Raw genomic sequence first — 15,512 nt, forward strand, 5'->3', positions numbered from 1 at the left:
GGGTCAGGTCATGCCTTGCGGCTGCAGGCCGTAGCAGCGCGCGGCGGTGCCGCCCCACAGCGCCTCGCGCTCGGAGGCCGACAGCCGCGACGACGCCCAGCCATCCACCAGCTCAAAGACCGTGGCGTATGGCGCGGCCAGCAGGCAGACCGGCCAGTCGGAGCCAAACATCAGCCGCTGCGGACCGAACACCTGCAAGGCCATATCTAGACAGCGCAGCAGGCAAGCCCTGCCTGCCCCGTCCAGCCCGGCGCGCCAGTCGGCCTCGGTCACTAGGCCCGAGAGCTTGCAGGCCACATGCGGCAGCGCGGCAAAACGCCCCAGCCGCGCCTGCCAGTGGCCGAATGCGGCCTGTTCCCGGGCCAGCACGGCCAACGGGGGCTTGCCCAGATGGTCCAGCACCAGCCAGTGCGCGTCGTGCCGTGCGCAGAAGGCGGCAGCCGCCTCCATCTGGTGATGGAAGACGAGCAGGTCATACGCCCAGCCCTGACGCTGCAACAAGGCCATGCCGCGCCCGAATGCGGCGCAGCCCAGAAAGGCTGCGGCATCGGGCTCGTCCTGCACCTGATGGCGCCAGCCGCACAGCCTCGGCTCGGCACGCCAGTCCTGCAGGCGCTCGCCCAGGCCCTCGCAGGTCAGGTCTTCCCACCCCACCACGCCGCGTATCCAGTCATTGCGCCGCGCCAGCTCCAGCAGGAACCGCGTCTCATCGACCGTGGCGCGCGCCTGCACGGCGATGGCGCCCGTGAAGCCGCAGGCAGACAGCTGGGGCAGGAGATGGCCGGGTGTGCGGTCCACCGCCAGGGCCCGCATGTCCGCGCCTATCCATGGATAGTCCCCGGCGCTGTAGCGCCAGAAATGCAGGTGTGCATCGATGCGCGGATGCAAAAGTGAATGGGAATGGGACAGGGCCATGGCTCAGGCCTGGAAGCGATACCTGGCCAGAGATTCCGGCTTCATCGTGATGGAAAAGCCGGGCGCACCGGGAGGCATATAGGCCGCATTGCGTACCACGCAGGGATCCACGAAGTGCTCGTGCAGATGGTCCACGTACTCGATCACGCGCCCCTCACGCGTGCCGGACACGCAGACGAAATCGATCATGGACAGATGCTGCACATACTCGCAAAGGCCCACGCCCCCGGCATGCGGACACACGGGCAGACCGTACTTTGCGGCCAGCAGGAGTACCAGCAGCACCTCGTTGACCCCTCCCAGCCGGCAGGCGTCGATCTGCACCACGTCGATGGCGCCACGCAGGATGAACTGCTTGAAGAGAATGCGGTTCTGGCACATCTCTCCAGAGGCGACCTGGACCGGGGCAACGGCTTCGCGCACCGCGCGGTGGCCCTCCACATCGTCAGGGCTGGTCGGCTCCTCGATGAACCAGGGCCTGGCAAAGGCCAACTCCCGCACCCAGCCGATGGCCTGCCCCACCTCCCAGGCCTGGTTGGCGTCGATCATCAGCTGGCGATCCGGCCCCAGCACCTCGCGCGCAATGGACACGCGCCGGATGTCGTCCTGCAGGCTGCGCCCCACCTTGAGCTTGACGTGGTTGAAGCCGCCGGCCACCGCCTCGCGGCACAGGCGGCGCAGCTTGTCGTCGTCATAGCCCAGCCAGCCGGCCGAGGTCGTGTAGCAGGGATAGCCCTCGCGCTCCAGCACGCCGATGCACTCGGCCTTGCGCGGCGACTGGCGATGCAGCAGCTCTAGCGCCTGGGCTTCGGTCAGGGCATCCGTCATGTAGCGGAAGTCCAGCGCGCGGACGAACTCCTCGGGCGTGAAATCGGCCACAAGACGCCACAGCGGCTTGCCCTCGGCCTTGGCCCACAGGTCCCACACGGCATTGACCACGGCGCCGGTGGCCAGGTGCATCGCCCCCTTGTCCGGGCCGATCCAGCGCAACTGGCTGTCGGAGGTGATGTGGCGCCAAAAGCGCCCCATGTCCTCCCGGATCCAGTCGAGCTCCATGCCCTCCACCAGGTGGCGCATGGCCGCGATGGCAGCGCAGCAGACCTCGTTGCCGCGCCCGATGGTGAAGGTCAGCCCGTGCCCCTCAAGGCCGGGCGTATCCGTCTCCAGGATCACATAGGCGGCGGAGTAGTCCGGGTCCGGGTTCATGGCGTCAGACCCATCCAGGTGACTGGAGGTCGGAAAGCGCACATCGAGCACGCGCAGGGACAGGATTCGCGTCATGTTCTTCTCAGGCCTTGCCGGTTGTCGACGGATTCGGTTGCTCGCGGGCCGCCACCATGGTCTGGCGCTGCTCGCCCAGGCCGGCGATGCCCAGCCGCAGGGCCTGCCCGGCACGCAGGTACATGGGCGGCTTCTGGCCCATGCCCACGCCCGGCGGCGTGCCGGTGGAGATCACATCGCCCGGTTGCAGGCTCATGAAGCGGCTCAGATAGCTGACGAGAAAGGCCACGCCGAACACCATGGTGGCCGTGCTGCCGTCCTGCATGCGCCGGCCGTCCACATCCAGCCACATGCGCAGCGCCTGCGGATCGGGCACCTCGTCGGCCGTGACCAGCCAGGGCCCCAGCGGGCCGAAGCCGTCGCAACCCTTGCCCTTGTCCCAGGTGCCGCCACGCTCGAGCTGGTACTCGCGTTCGGAGATGTCGTTGACCACGCAATAGCCCGCCACGTGCTGCATGGCCCGGGCCTCGTCGATATGGCGCCCGCCCTGGCCTATGACCACGCCAAGCTCCACCTCCCAATCCGTCTTCACGGAGCCGGGCGGAATCTCGATGGCGTCGTCCGGGCCGCAGATGGCACTGGTCCACTTGCCAAACACCACGGGCTCGGGCGGCACCTGCATGCCGGCCTCGGCCGCATGGTCCGAGTAGTTGAGGCCTATGCACACGAACTTGCCCACCCGCCCCACGCAGGGGCCCAGACGCAGCGTGTGCTGCGGCACGCCTTCCACCAGGGGCAGCTGCAAGGGGTCCAGGGCGCCCAGTTGCGCCAGGCTGTCCGGCAGCAGCACGGGGCCGGCAATGTCGTCCACCACGCCCGAGAGGTCGCGCACACGCCCTTGCGCATCGAGCAGGCCCGGTCTTTCATGGCCCCTGGGGCCGTATCGCAGCAATTTCATGGAGCAGTCCTGTGCAGTTCAGTTGGACCAGCCACCGTCGATCACGCTCAGCGTGCCGGTGACGAAGCGGGATTCATCGCTGGCGAGATAGGTGGCCAGCGCGGCGATTTCCTCGGGCCGACCCACCCGCCCCATGGGCTGGCGCGCCACGAAGGCGGCGCGCACCTGCTGCAGCGGCACGCCCTGCTGCCGGGCCTGGCCGGCGATGCGCGCCTGCAGCGACGGGGACTCCACCGTGCCAGGGCAGATGGCGTTGCAGCGTATTCCCTGCGTGACGAAGTCGGCCGCCACGGCCTTGGTCAGCCCGACCACGGCAGCCTTGGTGGCGCCATAGGCATGGCGAAGGGGCACGCCCTTCACGCTGGAGGCCGCGGACGACATGTTGATGATCGACCCGCCGCCCTGGGCCAGCATGGCAGGCAGCAGGGCGCGGATGATGCGGTGCATGGAGGTGACGTTGAGCTGCCACGCAAAGGCCCAGTCCTCGTCACTGCAGTCCAGGATGCTGCCGTGGTGCACGAAGCCCGCGCAGTTGAGCACTGCATCGAAAGCCCTCTCCTGCCCGGCCAGTGCCAGGATGTCTTGCGCATCGGTCACATCCAGCCGCCGCGTACGCAGGCCGTCCCGTCCCTCCAGTTCTGCCAGCGCCTGCATGTCGATGTCGGTGGCCAGCACGCTGGCCCCCTCGCGGGCAAACATCAGCGCGCAGGCACGCCCTATGCCCTGCCCGGCTGCGGTGACGAGAATGTGTTTTCCGGCGAGTCTCATGGAGCCATTCCTTCCCTTGAAAAGGGTTCTGCACGGGCGATTCGCGGGCCGCGCCTATTGCTGCTGCTCACCTGCGAGCCGGGCCAGCATCAGGGCGCCGAGGATGATGGCGCCGTAGATGGCCTGTATCCAGAACGATGGCACCTGGGCCAGCGTCAGCAGGTTCTGCACCACGCCCAGCAGCAGCACGCCGCACAGCGCACCCGACATGGAGCCCTTGCCGCCATCGAGCGAAATCCCGCCGATGACGGCCGCCGCGAACACCGTGAAAATCATCGAGCTGCCCTGGTTGGCATTGATCGCGCCCACATAGCCCGTGACCACCAGCCCGCCCACTGCGGCCAGCACACCGGCCAGCACGAACACGCCCCAGGTAATACGGTCCACATTGATGCCCGCCGCGCGCGCCGCATGGGGGTTGCCGCCAATCGCATACAGCGCGCGGCCCAGCCGGTGGTGACGCAGCACCACGGCGGCCGTGCCAAACGCCAGCGCCGCCAGCCAGACCGACAGCGGCAGCCCCAGTAGCGTGGCCGTGGCCAGGGCGAAGAAAGGCTGCGGCATGTCGAACAGGGTGCCGCCCCTGGTCGCGCCCACGAGCAGGCCGCGCAGCACGATCAGCATCGCCAGCGTGACGATGAAGGCATTGAGCCGCAGCCTGACGACCAACAGGCCATTGATAAAACCCGTGCATGCGCCTACGGCCGCGATGGCCAGCAGCCCCGCCGCCACCGGCCATTCCGTGCCAAAGCCTCCCGAGGCTGCAGGAATCACCAGCATGGCGCCCACCGCCGGCGCAATGCCCACCGTGGACTCCACCGACAGATCGAACTTGCCCGTGATGATGATCAGCGACTCCGCCAACACCACCAGCGCCAGGGCTGCCGAGGCCCCCAGGATGCTGACCAGGTTGGCCGGTGTCAGAAAGCTGGGGCTGGTCAAGGCTCCCAGCACGAACAGCAGGGCCAGCGCAGGCACCAGTGCATAGTCGCGCAGCCGGTGCAGAGCGAGCCGCCCGGCGGCCGGCACGGGCACAGCCGTGTTCGGCGAGACAAAGGTTTCAGTGCGCATGCAGGCTCACTCCTTCCATGGAGGCAATCAGTTCACCGTCGTCCCAGCCTCTGGCGAGTTCGGCCACCACATGGCCATGCGACATCACCAGCACGCGGTCGCAGATGCGCAGGTCGTCCAGCTCGCTGCTCGCCAGCAGCACGGCCCGGCCCTGCAGTCGCTCACCATCCACCGCGGCCAGCAATGCCTGCCGGGACTTCACATCCACACCCGCAGTGGGATCGATGAGCACCAGCACATCGGGCTCGCTGGCCAGCGCGCGCGCCATCACCACCTTCTGCTGATTGCCGCCCGACAGGCCGGACACGGCCTGCTGCGGCCCGCTGGCCGCCACATCGAGTGCACGCATGGCCGACAACGCCGCCGCCTGCCGGCGCGCTGGCGCAACGAAGCCGAACCGGCCCAGCCTGTCCATGATGGTCATGGTGGCGTTCTCGGCAATGGACTGCCCCGGCACCAGGCCCTGGCGGTGCCTGTCCTGCGGCACGCAACCCACGCCGTGCGCCAGCGCGGCGCCCACATCGCCGGGCGGCAGCACGCGGCCTGACACCAGGATCCGGCCTGCCGTCGTGCGCCGCAGACCCGCTACCGCCTCACCCACGGCCGTGCGCCCGCTGCTGGTGGAGCCTGTCAGCCCCACGATCTCGCCACGCCGCACCTGCAGGCTGACAGCCCCGAAACCCTTGCCGCACACCTGCTGCAGCGCCAGCACCACGGGGGCAACGCCCGTGCCCCAGCCTGCCGGGGGTGCGTGGGCGGCGCAAGGCGAGCCAGCCAGGCTGTCCCGCTCGCCGGTCATGGCCTCGATCAGTGCCTGCCGGGGCAACTGCGCCACCGGCGCCGTCACCACATGGCGCGCATCGCGCAGCACGGTGACCGTCTGGCAAATCTCATAGATCTCCTGCAAGTGGTGCGAGATGAAGAGAAACGTGACGCCGCCTTGCTGCAGATCGTGCACGCGCCTGAGCAGCCGCCGCGTCTCGTCGTGGTCAAGCTGTGCCGTGGGTTCGTCCAGGATGATGAAGCGCGCGCCCAGCGACAGCGCACGCGCGATCTCCACCAGTTGGCGGGCTTCCACCGTCAGATCCCGGGCCAGCGCATCCTCGTGCACATCGATCTGCCAGGCATCCAGCAAGGCCCTTGCCTCGCGCCGCAGCACGCACCAGGAAATCCAGCCATGGCGCAGCGGCTGCCGGTTGATGAACAGGTTCTCGGCCACCGACAGCTCGCCGATGATGGTCGAATGCTGGTAGACACAGGCCACATGCTGGCGCCAGGCCATGCGGTCGGCCACCGCAGGCGCGGGCTGGCCGTTGAAGCGGATGCTTCCCGTGCCGGGCTGGTGCAGGCCGGTCAGCAAGGCGACCAAGGTGGACTTGCCTGCGCCGTTGCGGCCAGCCAGTGCATGCGACTCGCCCGGCATGACTGCCAGGCTCACATCGTGCAAGGCCGTCGTGGAGCCGAAACGCAAGCCGAGCCCACGCGCCTCCATCACCGGCGTGCCCGGTCTGTCAGCCATGAATCCGGGGAGTATCGTCATGGCTGGTTGGCCCACAGCGACTTGTCGTCCACGTTCTCGCGGGTCACCACGGGTGCGGGCAACTGGTCCTCCAGAATGCCGGGCGCCACCTCCACGATGCGGCTGCCATGCGGGGTGGGCCCGGGCTTGAACGACTGCCCTGCCAGCGCTGCCTTGATGTAGTACAGGCCGTACTTTGCGTAGAGATCGGCGGGCTGCGAGATGGTGGCGTCGATCTCGCCCCTGCGGATGGCATCCAGCTCCTGGGCGATGCCGTCGTTGCTGATCACCACGATGTGCCTCGGATCGCCGGCCGGACGCAGCAGCCCCCTGCGCCGCAGCGTCTGCAGCGTGGGCGCCAGATAGACACCGCCTGCGTGCATGTAGATGCCCTTCAGGTCCGGATGCGCGGACAGCAGGCCGTCGAGCGCGGCAGCGGCGGCATCGGACTTCCAGGCCGCGGGAATCTCCAGCACCTGCAGCGCCGGGAAATCCTTCATGCAACTGCGAAAAGCCTCAGCCCGATCACGGCCGTTGACCGATGCCAGGTCCCCCATGATCTGCACCACCTTGCCCGCCTTCACCTGCGCGCCCAGGTACTGGCAGGACCGCGTGCCATAGGCGCGGTTGTCGGCACGCACCACCATCGCCACCTTGCCCCGGGTAGGCGCCACGTCCACCGCCACCACAGGAATCTTCCCCTGCTCGGCCAAGGCGAGCGCGCGACCAATGGCCGCCGAATCCAATGGCGCCACCACCAACCCCTTGGCGCCGAGGTTGATCAGATTGGCCACGTCGGTGATCTGCTGGGCCGGGTCCTGGTTGGAGTTCACCGGCGCCAGGATGTCGACCCCAAGGGCCTTGGCCATTTGCGGGAGGTAGCCGTTGTAGGCCTGCCAGAACGGCGAGGTCAGCAGCGGCAGGTTGACCCCGATCCTGCCCTGCGCCGGGCCAGGTTCCGCCGCCAGCGCCGGCCCCGCGCCGGCCAGCGCCGCCACTGAAGCCAGCGCGGCTACAGCGGACATGAGCCGGCAAAGCATTGCGGAACATCCGGCCGGAACCTGGAAAACGCCGTGCAGTGCAGCCATGGAAAGTGCCTCCTCATGTGTGCCGGGACTCCGGCGGTGCCGCTGGATCGCCTTTTTGCCGATGGCGCGTGGCACATCGCTGGGGCAATTCATTCATCCATGAATTAATTATTTATAAATAAACCTCACTTCGGCAGCTATGGTTTACCCAGCCCACGCACCGCTTGCGCAGGTCGGCAGCAAAAACAGGACTTGTCCTATCCCGAACGTAAGATCTGCACGCATGAGCAAAGCACTGGACAACGCAGAAGACGGCGAGCGCTACCGCGCGCCGGCACTGGACAAGGGGCTGGACATCCTGGAGCTGCTGGCCGAGCACCCCGATGGCCTGACGCGGGCCGAGATCGTCAAGGAACTGGGCCGGGGCCCCAGTGAGATCTACCGCATGCTCGAGCGGCTGGTGGCCCGGCAATATGTGATGCGCTCGGCCGGCGGTGACCGCCATGCGCTCAGCCTCAAGATGTTCGCGCTGGCGCACCGCCACCCACCCGTCAACCGCCTCGTGACTCAGGCGCTGCCCGTCATGGATGCCTATGCGCGGCAGGCCGAGCAGTCCTGCCACCTGGGCCTCTACGACCGTGGCAATGTCCTGATCGTGGCCCAGGTCCCCGGCCCCGGGAACTGGGGCCTGTCAATCAGGCTGGGCGCACGCGTCGGGCTGCTGGACACCGGGTCAGGCCATGTGCTGCTGGCCTGCCAGACACGCGAACGCCGCGCGCAGATGCTGGCTGAGCACACGCCTTTGGAAGGCGAGGTGCCACTGCCCGAGGCACAACTGCACGACATGCTGGAACAGATACGCAGCACGGGCTACAGGCAGAGCGAAAGCCTGCAGTCCTATGGTGTGGTGGACATCTCCTGCCCCATCCTCGGGCCCGATGGCCATGCCATGGCTGTGCTCACATCTCCCTATATCCGGCGGATCGATGGGCATGCGGGTCCCTCGCTGGATGAGGCACGCGGGTACCTGCTGCAGGCAGTGGCTGGACTCTCTCTCAATGGCGGTCTGCGCGGCGAGGAGTGAGTCAGGCGATTCGTTTCAAATGCATGTGGCGCTTGCTGTGGTGGCAGGGGTTTCAATCCACGCGGTCGCAAGGGGCGCGACGAGCGTCAGGGCCTTGGTGATGCCCTGGCTGGCGCGGTTTCAATCCACGCGCCCGTACGGGGCGCGACCAGGCGCTCCAGCCCGAAGGCACAGGCCTCCTTATCGTTTCAATCCACGCGCCCGCACGGGGCGCGACCACTCGCCAGCGATCCACTGGACGCCCTTGGGCGTGTTTCAATCCACGCGCCCGCACGGGGCGCGACCACGGCAGCGACACCCATGAATTCATCGTCGTCTGTTTCAATCCACGCGCCCGCACGGGGCGCGACAGCCCTCTACCGCTTCATCGCTCGCTATCTGGCGTTTCAATCCACGCGCCCGCACGGGGCGCGACTCGAGGTAGATGCGACCGTCCTTGCCCTCGGCGGGGTTTCAATCCACGCGCCCGCACGGGGCGCGACGTGAGGCTGTCGTGTTCCGTTGCTATCAATTGGAGTTTCAATCCACGCGCCCGCACGGGGCGCGACATGACTGCAATCTGTAGTCAACAAGCCACAGGAGTTTCAATCCACGCGCCCGCACGGGGCGCGACCTTCGCGTGCAGCGTTATCCATGGTCAGACCCTCACGTTTCAATCCACGCGCCCGCACGGGGCGCGACCGTTCCGGTCAAACGTGTGCACGTAGACGGTCTGGTTTCAATCCACGCGCCCGCACGGGGCGCGACCATCTGAGCCCTGCGATAGCCGGAGCCCTTGCCGAAGTTTCAATCCACGCGCCCGCACGGGGCGCGACGGCAGCCGTTGTCCTGCGCCGCCTGGACGCAGAGTTTCAATCCACGCGCCCGCACGGGGCGCGACACATGGGCTGCCACTTCCTCGGGGGATTCGACATGTTTCAATCCACGCGCCCGCACGGGGCGCGACCGTGATTCGAGGGCGATCCTCGGTGCCGAGTTGGTTTCAATCCACGCGCCCGCACGGGGCGCGACGATTACTTGATGGATGGCACTCCTGATGGATACAAGTTTCAATCCACGCGCCCGCACGGGGCGCGACTAGACCCTGCAGATGACGTACAGGCCGATGCAGCGTTTCAATCCACGCGCCCGCACGGGGCGCGACCAAACCGTCGCATGCAGCCAAAAAATCTTGTCGTTGTTTCAATCCACGCGCCCGCACGGGGCGCGACCGGGGTGCCCTGCTGCTATGCCGATGGGCCGATTTGTTTCAATCCACGCGCCCGCACGGGGCGCGACGGGGTACTTATAGAGCAATTTCACCGCTATGAAAAAAGCCAGGCTTCCGCGAACCAAGCGGCACTGTCATGCTGCGGGATCGGCGTTCAGCCAATCCCTCGCACACCCCCTTTTGAAAACAACAGCTTGCGCGGCCGCGAACCTCAAGGGCAGGTGGCGGTCACTTGGGGTTCGCGCGGAGGTTCAGAAGACGAGGGGGGCGTCGAGGTCCAGCACGGGCTTTGCGCCGATGTGTTCGACCTTGCTGCGCCAGTGTTGGCCCAGGTAGTAGAACCTGAGACTGTCCTGGGCGGGGTCGATGATTTGCATCAGCCGCGCCTTGAGGGCGACCCATTGCGCGGCGTCCACTTCTATTTCGAAGACGGAGTATTGCGCGCGCTGGCCGAAGTCCCGGCAGGCCTTGGCGATGCGCCGCAGGCGGCGGGCACCATCCGGGTCCTGGGTACGGACGTCATAGCTCACCAGGACCATCATCGGCACACCTCATTTCTCATCGCCGGGCTGCCCCAAGATAAAAAAGCGGCTCCCTCGGGGGGCAGCGGACCTTGCGCAACAAAGGAAGCGTGGGGGCCATGTTTCATTTCCAAAGGAATGGCGGATAGGCATCGAGATCACCGCGCAGGTGGCGGGCCAGCAGTTGCGCCTGGATAAAGGGGAACAGTCCGATGGCGGCTTTTTCTTCGATGAAGGCGTGGCGCAGTTCTTCACGCTTGCGTTCCTGGTAGGCGGTCAGCACGGTCTTGCGTGATGCTTCGGTCAGCAGGACCGCTCCGTTGTCCATGGTCTGGAAGTCGCGCTCACCCAGTTGCTTGCGGTTGATCAGCGACAGCGCCAACCGGTCCGCCAGCAGGGGGCGGAATTCCTCCAGCAGGTCCAGCGCCAGGCTGGGGCGCCCAGGCCTGTCACGGTGCAAGAAGCCCACGGCGGGGTCCAGGCCCACGCTTTCGAGTGCTGAGCGGCAGTCGTGCGTGACGAGGGTGTAGAGAAAAGACAGCAAGGCATTGACCGCGTCGCGCGGTGGGCGCCGGCTGCGCCCCTGAAAGCGCATGGCGGGGCTGTCCACGCGAATGAGCATGTCGAACACGCCGAAATAGGCCTGCGCCGCCTCGCCCTCGTAGCCGCGCAGCATGTCCAGGCTGGTTTCTCCGGGCAGTTTGTCCGCAATGCGCCCCAGCCGCCTGTAGGCGTGCGTCAGTGCTGCCTCGGCTTCGGGCTCCAGCTTGTCGCCGTGGTCACGCAGTGCCCGGCCCAGGACCGCGCGCTGGTTGTGCAGCTTGCCCAGCAGGATGTTGTGGACGATGGCGGCGCAACGGCCCGGATCATCGCTGACCCGGTACTGCTGACGGCGCAGCAGCACGTTGCCGGAAACAGGCCCCTCCACCCGCGCAAGAAAGCGCCCGTTGGGCGTGAGAAAGCTGGTGCAGATGCCCTGCTCGGCGCAATAGCCCATCAGCGGTGGAGACACCAGCACGCGTCCGAAGCAGACCAGGCTCTCGAGCATGTGCACCGGCAGACGGGCACGCTCGCGCTGCTCGACCTCCATCACGATGTTGGCACCGTCCTTGCGCAGCCAGGCGCCTTCGGTGGTCACGTACAGGGTGTTCAGTTGCCGTCGCATGGACCTTCTTCCATCTGCTGGCCCCATTGCGCTGACAGCCAGGCATTGACACTCTGGGTGCGCCCCAACAGCCTGGGCTGGCACAGGTCCAGCAGCGAACAGGCATCGCACAGCCGGGGGCTGTAGCGCGCCGTTGGCGTGGTGCCCGAGTCCAGCATGGAGCGCACCGCGGCAATGGTGCCGCAGGTGAGCTGGCGCAGTTCGTTGTCGAAGCGCACATCGGTGCGCCTGCGGGTCTCGCCGTAGTAAAGGGCGCCCGCCTCTACCGGCTGGCCCAGCATGGACTCCAGGCACAGCGCCTGGGCGCAGAGTTGGACTTCATCGGCACGATGGGCCTTGGGCCGGCCGCGCTTGTACTCCACGGGAAACGCTCGCTCGCCCTGTGGGCCCTGGTGGAATTCCACTACGTCGGCAATGCCGGTGATGCCCAGGCGCGTCTCGGCCAGCGGCATGGCCGTAACAGTGCGCACACCCTTGCGCCGCTCGGCCTTGGGCTTGTCGGCCTTTTCATGCAGCAGCCGGCCTTCAGCCGTATGCCGGCTTTCGGCCCACAGTTGCTCGACATGGATGAGGGCGCATTGCCTTGGGCAGTACAGGTAGTGCTGCAATGCCGACAGGGCAATGGCGTCGTCTTCGCTCATGGTGCGTCGGCGGCTTTGCCACCCGTCTCAGATCAGTTCCCGCAGGGTCACGCCCGAAGGCACGGCCGCAGTGTCGATGTGCACACGGTAGTCAGCAAAGCGCCGGGGAGCGCCCGCATCGGCCGGCTGTGCGGACTCCACCTTGACGGCGTCAAACAGCACATGCGCAGGCGCGTTGCCCATGGCGCTTTCATGTTCGAAGACGATGAGTTTGCGCGCCGCCATCTCGCCGCGTGCGGCGGAGCGGTCATGCTCGAACATGTTGATCAGCGCGCGCCAGAACAGGTCCAGGTCCTCGTTGGAAAACCCGGTGCGCTCGGCCAGCTTGGCCGAGATGAAGCCATGGGCTCGGTACAGGCCGTAGGGAATGATGTGCTTGCGGCCCATGGTGCGGTTGTCACCGCTCTGGGCTTCGGCCTCTTTTTCCGTGGTGACAGCCATGCGCGTGATGGAGATTTCCAGCGGCACCACGGGGTCGATGGAGGTGGCGAAGGCCATCTGTATGGGTCCGCGCACCTGGCCCGCATTGACGCCCGTGGTCATGACAGCGCCGAAGGTGCGGATGTCGAAGAAGTTGGCGCACATCCAGGCCGTGATCTCGCGGGCCTTGGTTTCGTCCTTGGGCAGTTTCTTGTCTTCGGGCTTGATGCCGATGGCCTCGTAGGCCTTGCGATGCTGGTGGTTCAGGATGGCCTTTTCCTGCATGTAGATGGCATGGCCAGGCGCATCTTCCTTGTCCAGGCTCACGAAGTTGCGGATCTTGCGCTTGAGGCAGACATCGGTGACCAGGCCTCGATTGGTCTCGGGGTCCAGGCGCGGCAGGTTGCCGGCATCGGGATCGCCATTGGGATTGCCATTGGTGATGTCGAACAGGTAGACGAATTCGTAGCGGTGGGCGATGGCGGTCATGCGGAGGCTTCCTCGGAGGTGTCTTCTGTGGAATCGTTGCTGTCGTCGTTGGCAACCGATTTGCTGAAACGGCTTTGCGACTGGTGGTAGTAGCCGATGGCGAAACGACCCTGGTCTTCGATGCGCAGGCTGCGCGGGAAGCTGTCGGTGAGACCGCCGACAATCTCGCCAATGTCCTTTTCCAGCCCCACGGCAGCGCCCGGCCTGTCCTTGCGCAGGCGCCCCAGATGGTTTTGCGCATTGCGCAGCAGCATGGGAAATACCGATGCCGGCGTGGCCGAGGCAGCGCCGTAGTAGCGGTCGCGGATGGTCGCGTTGACCTGCCCGCCCAACGCCTGGCGCTGGGCACTTTCCAGCACGGCGAAAAGGCGGCCCAGCCGGTAGGCCGCGTTGGTGGATTCCTTGTCCAGACTCACGGGGATCTCCTCCTTGTCACTGTTGATTCCGAGGCGGCGCTCACGCGCCAGAATGCCTTTGCAGATACCCACGCGCAGCCCCGACAGATGGCCGTCGCTGCGCATGCGCATCAGCACGTTGGCCAGCAGGCTACGTGGATAGGGGCGGCCGGTGAGCACCGCGCGCATGAACTCGCCTACGAGATTGCTCATGGCGTCGTCCATCTTGGGCGCGCTGCCCTCACGGTGCGGTGCCGTGGCCAAGACCACGCGATAGGCCGACGGGGCCGTCTTCCAGGGCTGTGGCTCCAGCGCGAAGTCATGGGCATGCTCCGCCAGGCGGCGCGCAAACAGGCCCAGCGTGCCGACCTCCCAGAAACGGATGGAGATGCGCGAGGCATTGGGCGCCAGGCCCAGCACGTACATGCGCGTGTCTTCCTCGAGCCTGGGGTCGATGTCGCTGAGCGGCCGGCCTTTCTGCACCTTCTCCAGTTCGATGCGGATGCGCGCGGCCTCCTGGTCGTCCGAGGGACGGTCATCGAGCAGGTCGGCCAGCAGCGACTCGGCCCGCACGGCCTGTTCGGCCTCCTGGCCATCTGCGGCCTCGGCCCAGAAGACGATGCTGGTATCACCGATCTGCAGGCGCTGGCGGTTATGCTCGCCGCGCCGCAGCAGGTGGTTGAGCACGGTGGTGTAGGCAAAGGCGGCCTGCTCCGAGACAGGTGCGTTGTCGCCCTGGCTTTTGCCGTAGGAAGTGAATGACTCCTGGTTGAAGGAGACGATGGAGGCGCCAGAACTCTGCGCACCGCTGACGCCCTTGATGACCGGGTGCAGGCGCGCCACGGGCAGGCTTTCGCCGCTCACAAGACAGGTCGCCACCGACTCCTGACTGCTTTCTCCACCGTCGTCGCTGTCCAGAAGCCGGGCACGCAGGGCCTGAGCGGCCGGGCGTTCGTGCAGATAGGCCTTTTCGCCATCCATGCGGAACACCATGTTGGCATCGAGCATGTCCGGGGTGAAATGGGGCACTTCGAATTGCTGCGGCGTCCAGGCATCGAGAAAGCCCAGCAAGGCCTTCAGGCCCGCGTCCTGCGTGCCGGCCAGATGCTCGCGGTGCAAGGCCTTGAAGGCTTCATGCTCCTTGTCCGCGCGCTTGCTGGTGGCGCTCACGCCCAGCACATAGCTGGTCTTGTCCCAGAGGAAGTTGGACTTGATGCCCACCGTTCTTTTCTCCGGCTGGGGCACGTTCATCACGCACGGCAGCGGCTTCTTGCCCGTGGTGTCTCGGATGTCGTTGACCTGCACCACACGGCCATCGGTGGCCAGCAGGATCTCGTAGCTGATCTTCTCGGGGCTGTAGCCAAAGGGCGCCAGGCCCTCCTCGCGGCGTTCCAGCAGCCGTTGGTAGTAGGTGGCAAGCGCCTGCAGGATCATGACTTGAGCTCCTCGCTGTGCCAGGGCGGCACGGCGATCACGCCACCGGACATGCTGGCGCGGAAAAAGCGCGGGGCCATGCCGTTGGCAAAGTCGATGTCGTGCAGCATCCAGCCCAGGTCCCGCTCGGACAGCAGGCTTTCGTGCGGCGTGGGCAATGCCTCGCCGTCTTCGAGCAGGCCGAAGTCCGCCGGAAACTCGCGCACGCCCAGGCAGGGCATCTGAAAGCACTGGCCCTTGCGCGCTCGGCGGTTGAAGATGTCCAGGTGCTTGCCCACCGAGTCGTCGGCGCCTGCCTTGGGCGTGAGCTCGAAATGCGCTTCGATCACATAGGCCACGTCGCGCAGCACCGTGGCCGCACGCTGCTGGCGGTCCTGGTCCACATGCGTGACCAAGCCTTCCGTGGAGCCGGCCTTCATCGCCTTGGACACACTGGCCGGAGAGATCTTGCTGCCGACCTCGTTGCGCCGTATCGATTCAAAGCGGATCGGCTTCAGTACGTGGATGCGGTCTACGCTCCAACGTATGGCCGGCTTCCAGTGGATGGCCTCCAGAATGCCGCGCGCGGCCGAAGGCGTGATGACGTCGTAGCTGACACGCTCACCCTTCATCTCGGGTCTGGTGAAGCAGGCGCGCTCACCCCAGACCTTCAGTTTCACTCCAAATCCCATGC

Annotated in this window: 14 protein-coding genes and 1 CRISPR repeat array; of the genes, 1 reads left to right on the forward strand and 13 read right to left on the reverse strand. The window is 66.5% G+C overall.

Annotated elements, in window-relative coordinates; genetic code table 11:
* Positions 1–3 precede the first annotated feature (3 nt).
* From U6958_RS25535 to U6958_RS25565, 7 genes are read right to left on the reverse strand one after another with little or no spacing between them, the layout of a single operon-like run.
* Positions 4–915, reverse strand: a complete 912-nt coding sequence (locus U6958_RS25535) for an amidohydrolase (RefSeq protein WP_046986692.1) — start codon at positions 913–915, stop codon at positions 4–6.
* A gap of 3 nt (positions 916–918) precedes the next feature.
* Positions 919–2,196 carry an L-fuconate dehydratase gene (locus U6958_RS25540; protein ID WP_074923163.1) on the reverse strand — a complete coding sequence of 426 codons (1,278 nt, stop codon included), beginning with the start codon at positions 2,194–2,196 and terminating at the stop codon, positions 919–921.
* 7 nt (positions 2,197–2,203) lie between these two features.
* Complete coding sequence (locus U6958_RS25545; RefSeq protein WP_074923164.1) at positions 2,204–3,094, reverse strand: fumarylacetoacetate hydrolase family protein; 891 nt, start codon at positions 3,092–3,094, stop codon at positions 2,204–2,206.
* 18 nt (positions 3,095–3,112) lie between these two features.
* Positions 3,113–3,862, reverse strand: a complete 750-nt coding sequence (locus tag U6958_RS25550; protein ID WP_074923165.1) for an SDR family oxidoreductase — start codon at positions 3,860–3,862, stop codon at positions 3,113–3,115.
* 54 nt (positions 3,863–3,916) lie between these two features.
* Positions 3,917–4,933, reverse strand: a complete 1,017-nt coding sequence (locus tag U6958_RS25555; RefSeq protein ID WP_074923166.1) for an ABC transporter permease — start codon at positions 4,931–4,933, stop codon at positions 3,917–3,919.
* Complete coding sequence (locus U6958_RS25560; protein WP_074923167.1) at positions 4,923–6,452, reverse strand: sugar ABC transporter ATP-binding protein; 1,530 nt, start codon at positions 6,450–6,452, stop codon at positions 4,923–4,925. Before U6958_RS25560 ends, U6958_RS25555 begins: the two co-directional genes overlap by 11 nt.
* Before the next feature lie 17 nt (positions 6,453–6,469).
* On the reverse strand, positions 6,470–7,477 hold the full coding sequence (locus U6958_RS25565) for a sugar ABC transporter substrate-binding protein (protein ID WP_208607077.1): 1,008 nt from the start codon (positions 7,475–7,477) through the stop codon (positions 6,470–6,472).
* Positions 7,478–7,763: 286 nt separating this feature from the next.
* On the opposite strand from U6958_RS25565, the gene U6958_RS25570 reads away from it, so the two are divergent.
* Entirely contained in the window at positions 7,764–8,564 is an 801-nt protein-coding gene (locus U6958_RS25570; protein WP_074923169.1) for an IclR family transcriptional regulator, read from the forward strand.
* 49 nt (positions 8,565–8,613) lie between these two features.
* Positions 8,614–9,842: a CRISPR direct-repeat array (repeat unit 32 nt; unit sequence GTTTCAATCCACGCGCCCGCACGGGGCGCGAC).
* A 183-nt stretch (positions 9,843–10,025) separates the two neighbouring features.
* Here the strand turns inward: U6958_RS25570 and cas2 are convergent.
* The 6 genes from cas2 to cas5c all read right to left on the reverse strand — a co-directional run bounded on the left by cas2 (position 10,026) and on the right by cas5c (position 15,510).
* The gene (gene cas2, locus U6958_RS25575; protein ID WP_016453846.1) at positions 10,026–10,316 is read right to left on the reverse strand and encodes a CRISPR-associated endonuclease Cas2; all 291 of its coding nucleotides are present in this window, start codon (positions 10,314–10,316) and stop codon (positions 10,026–10,028) included.
* 103 nt (positions 10,317–10,419) lie between these two features.
* Complete coding sequence (gene cas1c / locus U6958_RS25580; RefSeq protein ID WP_034368861.1) at positions 10,420–11,460, reverse strand: type I-C CRISPR-associated endonuclease Cas1c; 1,041 nt, start codon at positions 11,458–11,460, stop codon at positions 10,420–10,422.
* On the reverse strand, positions 11,445–12,101 hold the full coding sequence (cas4, locus tag U6958_RS25585; protein ID WP_074923170.1) for a CRISPR-associated protein Cas4: 657 nt from the start codon (positions 12,099–12,101) through the stop codon (positions 11,445–11,447). The genes cas1c and cas4 overlap by 16 nt, the downstream gene beginning before the upstream one ends.
* A 27-nt stretch (positions 12,102–12,128) precedes the next feature.
* Positions 12,129–13,010, reverse strand: coding sequence for a type I-C CRISPR-associated protein Cas7/Csd2 (gene cas7c, locus U6958_RS25590; protein ID WP_074923171.1), 882 nt, complete (start codon positions 13,008–13,010; stop codon positions 12,129–12,131).
* Positions 13,007–14,839: a type I-C CRISPR-associated protein Cas8c/Csd1 gene (gene cas8c / locus U6958_RS25595; protein WP_074923172.1), complete on the reverse strand. Its 1,833-nt coding sequence runs from the start codon at positions 14,837–14,839 to the stop codon at positions 13,007–13,009. The genes cas7c and cas8c overlap by 4 nt, the downstream gene beginning before the upstream one ends.
* Positions 14,836–15,510: a type I-C CRISPR-associated protein Cas5c gene (gene cas5c, locus U6958_RS25600; RefSeq protein ID WP_074923173.1), complete on the reverse strand. Its 675-nt coding sequence runs from the start codon at positions 15,508–15,510 to the stop codon at positions 14,836–14,838. Before cas5c ends, cas8c begins: the two co-directional genes overlap by 4 nt.
* Positions 15,511–15,512 lie beyond the last annotated feature (2 nt).

The organism is Delftia lacustris (assembly GCF_040267515.1).
Taxonomy (GTDB): Bacteria; Pseudomonadota; Gammaproteobacteria; order Burkholderiales; family Burkholderiaceae_C; genus Comamonas; species Comamonas tsuruhatensis.

Bases quoted from the DNA above. Each gene is read 5' to 3' on its own strand.
- cas5c (WP_074923173.1), bottom strand. From the start codon at position 15,510: ATGGGATTTGGAGTGAAACTGAAGGTCTGGGGTGAGCGCGCCTGCTTC.
- U6958_RS25550 (WP_074923165.1), bottom strand. From the start codon at position 3,862: ATGAGACTCGCCGGAAAACACATTCTCGTCACCGCAGCCGGGCAGGGC.
- U6958_RS25560 (WP_074923167.1), bottom strand. From the start codon at position 6,452: ATGGCTGACAGACCGGGCACGCCGGTGATGGAGGCGCGTGGGCTCGGC.
- U6958_RS25545 (WP_074923164.1), bottom strand. From the start codon at position 3,094: ATGAAATTGCTGCGATACGGCCCCAGGGGCCATGAAAGACCGGGCCTG.
- U6958_RS25570 (WP_074923169.1), top strand. From the start codon at position 7,764: ATGAGCAAAGCACTGGACAACGCAGAAGACGGCGAGCGCTACCGCGCG.
- cas2 (WP_016453846.1), bottom strand. From the start codon at position 10,316: ATGATGGTCCTGGTGAGCTATGACGTCCGTACCCAGGACCCGGATGGT.
- cas4 (WP_074923170.1), bottom strand. From the start codon at position 12,101: ATGAGCGAAGACGACGCCATTGCCCTGTCGGCATTGCAGCACTACCTG.
- U6958_RS25565 (WP_208607077.1), bottom strand. From the start codon at position 7,477: ATGTCCGCTGTAGCCGCGCTGGCTTCAGTGGCGGCGCTGGCCGGCGCG.
- cas7c (WP_074923171.1), bottom strand. From the start codon at position 13,010: ATGACCGCCATCGCCCACCGCTACGAATTCGTCTACCTGTTCGACATC.
- cas1c (WP_034368861.1), bottom strand. From the start codon at position 11,460: ATGCGACGGCAACTGAACACCCTGTACGTGACCACCGAAGGCGCCTGG.
- U6958_RS25535 (WP_046986692.1), bottom strand. From the start codon at position 915: ATGGCCCTGTCCCATTCCCATTCACTTTTGCATCCGCGCATCGATGCA.
- U6958_RS25555 (WP_074923166.1), bottom strand. From the start codon at position 4,933: ATGCGCACTGAAACCTTTGTCTCGCCGAACACGGCTGTGCCCGTGCCG.
- cas8c (WP_074923172.1), bottom strand. From the start codon at position 14,839: ATGATCCTGCAGGCGCTTGCCACCTACTACCAACGGCTGCTGGAACGC.
- U6958_RS25540 (WP_074923163.1), bottom strand. From the start codon at position 2,196: ATGACGCGAATCCTGTCCCTGCGCGTGCTCGATGTGCGCTTTCCGACC.